Annotated in this window: 2 protein-coding genes; both read right to left on the bottom strand. The window is 36.2% G+C overall.

Annotation, left to right across the window (positions count from 1 at the left end):
* On the bottom strand, window positions 1–1,596 hold a 1,596-nt coding region (locus tag HMPREF2987_RS03630), incomplete at its 3' end, for a Cna B-type domain-containing protein (protein WP_075229379.1).
* A 305-nt stretch (window positions 1,597–1,901) separates the two neighbouring features.
* Window positions 1,902–3,109, bottom strand: a 1,208-nt coding sequence (locus HMPREF2987_RS03625; RefSeq protein WP_142995350.1) for an SspB-related isopeptide-forming adhesin, incomplete at its 5' end; no start/stop codon positions are given.

Below are 3,109 nucleotides of genomic sequence, written 5' to 3'. Positions count from 1 at the left end.
TGTATTAGTGATAGTATAGTTCTTCTGATCTATCTCTGACGTATATCCCTCTACTTGATCCTCTGCTACTGTATAAACAATAGCTTTTCCTTCTGGATCATTTTTAGGTAACTGGTCAAATGTAAAGTTCCAGTTATCTTCTGACTTAACAGATTTACTTGCTACTTCACTACCGTTTGCCAAGAGACGAACTCTTATAGTATCTGGACGAATGCCATCTTGGTTTTCTGCGTCATTCCAAATCTTCTTACCTTTTATGCTTGTAGTTCCACGATAAACGTTGGTAAATGTTGTCTTCTCTTCACCATAAGCCACCGTTCCCATTTTGATACCATCATCATCCGTTACTGTTACAGTAACCTTTAATTCATGTCTATCATAGTCATAGTGACCAGAGTTTTCAGGAATCATTTCTTTAATGAGATAATGGTAAACGCCTTCTTTAGCATACTTAATAGCATTGAAGGTTACACTTCCATCTTCAGCATTTTTGGCAATTTGGATAGGCTGAGCTAGATTATTTGCATCATAAAGTCCAAAACTAAACTGGTCTTTTTCTAATGCTTTTCCTTTTAGAATCTTTTGAGCCTTTAATACAACATTTTCTGATTTTTCAGCTCCACCAAGACCTGATCCTGACTCTAGACGAACTTCACGCACGATACTACGAGTCTCAAAATTAGTGGCTGACCATGATAAGGTGTTAGAAACTAAAGACCCCGCAGGAACTCCATCTGGTAACTTAGTAGAGTATTCAATATACATTGCCCAATGATAGTTATCCCCAAATGGAATTGTAAATCCTGTGATTCCTCCTTGAGCATTTTTAGTGAATACTGCCTTTTTTGAAAAATTATCTGATGGCTCTAACGTAAGAATATGAGCCTCGTTACGAATCTTTGTAGGTTGTGTCTCATAGCGAACAGCTCTAAATGACTCAGGAATTAAGGTTTGTCCATCCCCAAAAGTATCCGTAATTGTCATCCCACGAATCATATCTTGATTGGCATTCAAGAGAATACGCCACTTAATGATACTTGGATCTGTATCATCCTGATAACCATATTTCATCTCATAATCGCCAGCTTCACCACTATCTTGTTTGTACTTAAAACTATAGGTCTTATGACCAATGGTAACAGTAACTGGTTGACTTTCCTTAACAACTTCTCGATTAATCGTTAAATTAAACTGAAGGAGTAACTCTTTTTTCTCAGGACGTTTTGCGAAATAGTCTGTAAAAGTTACCGTAACTTTTCCTGTACTCGGATCCGTCTGAGCTATTCCCACCTTCTTGCCATTAGTATTCGTTACATCAAAGGTTAGATTCGTTATCAGTCTCAGCTCTTTTGGAATATCTAAAACAAGCTTATCGTTCTCAGCTATACTCTGGCTATCTGGAAAGGTTAACTGATAGGTTGCGAGTAATCGTTCCCCAGCAATAACCTCCACATCCTCGGCTAGTTCAAGGCCAGAGCTCTCATGGACCATCTTAGTATCTAGATTGTAATTTATGACAGTTTCTGCTTGAACTATTTTTGCTAAATTGATCATCGATAATCCCATTAGCAAGAATGTTAAAAAAATGTTAGACATTTAAACCATTTATGTTTCATAATAACCTCCTTTATTGTTAGGAAATATTTGATTACCTAACTATATTATAGCACAATTGTTTTAAAATTGTACATTTTGATACCATTTGTTTAATTAATTTTAAAGTTTTATATTTATTCAAAGTTTTCGGTTTCTTAAATAAATTATAAAAACAAAAAGAGAGGCATTAACCTCTCTTCTTGCGATTACATACATTTATTTAATAAATGTATAACCAACTTTAGAATATCTTTTGTTTAGATACTCAAAGATAAATCTTGATTCGTTCTAGAAACCTAGAAACATTAAGCTTCATCTTCTTTTTTGCGTTTTGCAACCAAACCTAGACCTACCAGGCCAAGTGCAGCACCAAGTGCAACAAGTCCAGATTTAGATTGTTCACCAGTGTTTGGCAACTCAGGACCTTTAGGTTTTTCTGGTGTTGGCGGTGTTGGTGGTGTTGGCGGTGTTGGCGGTGTTGGCGGTGTTGGTGGTGTTACCTTGTTGTTAAACTCAGTATCTTCAGGCATTTGTGAAGTAAGAGTCAACACTTTGCCATCCTTAGTTACAGTAACTCCAACAGTCGCTACCATCTTATCGTACTCAACTCCAGCCTCTGTACCTTTCACTTCTTCTACATGATAGATATAAGTACCTTCTTGACCACGTTTGAATTCAAGAGCTGAGAACTTGATCTTACCTTCAGCATCATTGCTTACGGTTTCAATCACGTTACCATCTTTGTCTTTCAATACGAAGCTGAATTCACCAGCTTTCAACGCACGACCTTCCAATTTCTTCGTGAAGTTGAATTCAACTTTCACTGGAATATTAACAACACGTTTTTCAGTTGGTTTTTCTGGTTTTTCAACTGATTTCTTAGTTGGATCATATTGGTGAACAATTTGAGAAGCTGTATTTTCAATATCTACACCTTCTTTAGCAGTTCCCTTGATACGTGCTGGAATATCAAACTTGTAGTAACGTCCAAATGCTAATTTAGCAGTGTCGATTACTTGTGTATTTTCTGCATCTCCAAGAGACTTAGTCAAGTCAGCCTTAGATGTAGCAGTAATAACACCATCCACAATTGAGATATCAAACTTAGCTGTTACATCTTCACCAGTTACTGAATCATAAGCTTTAATATCAGCTACATTAACATCCAAGTTTTCGCTGTCATATTTATCTGTAATACCAACAGATTGAATATTGTGAGCTTCTGTGAATTTAGTTGTATCCAACCATACTTGGTAAACAACCTTATCACCTTTATGGAGTGTTTGAGTATTGATATTTTGCTTTTCATTATTATCAACTTTGTCCACATATGGATCATTGTTGGTATCTGCTACTTTATCAGTCAACTCTTTATCATCATCAAGAAGTTTATTTCCAGTGATATCAAATTTCTCTTCATTAAGAATATATTTCTCTGGATTGAACTCAGGAGTTTCTGGTGGAGTTACACGGTTGTTAAACTCTTTATCAGCGATATCGCCAACAGTTGCTA

The sequence above is a fragment of the Streptococcus sp. HMSC067H01 genome (assembly GCF_001814775.1).
GTDB lineage: Bacteria > Bacillota > Bacilli > Lactobacillales > Streptococcaceae > Streptococcus.
Note: the sequence above shows the minus strand (reverse complement) of the source record. Positions and strands in the feature narration are given on the sequence as shown.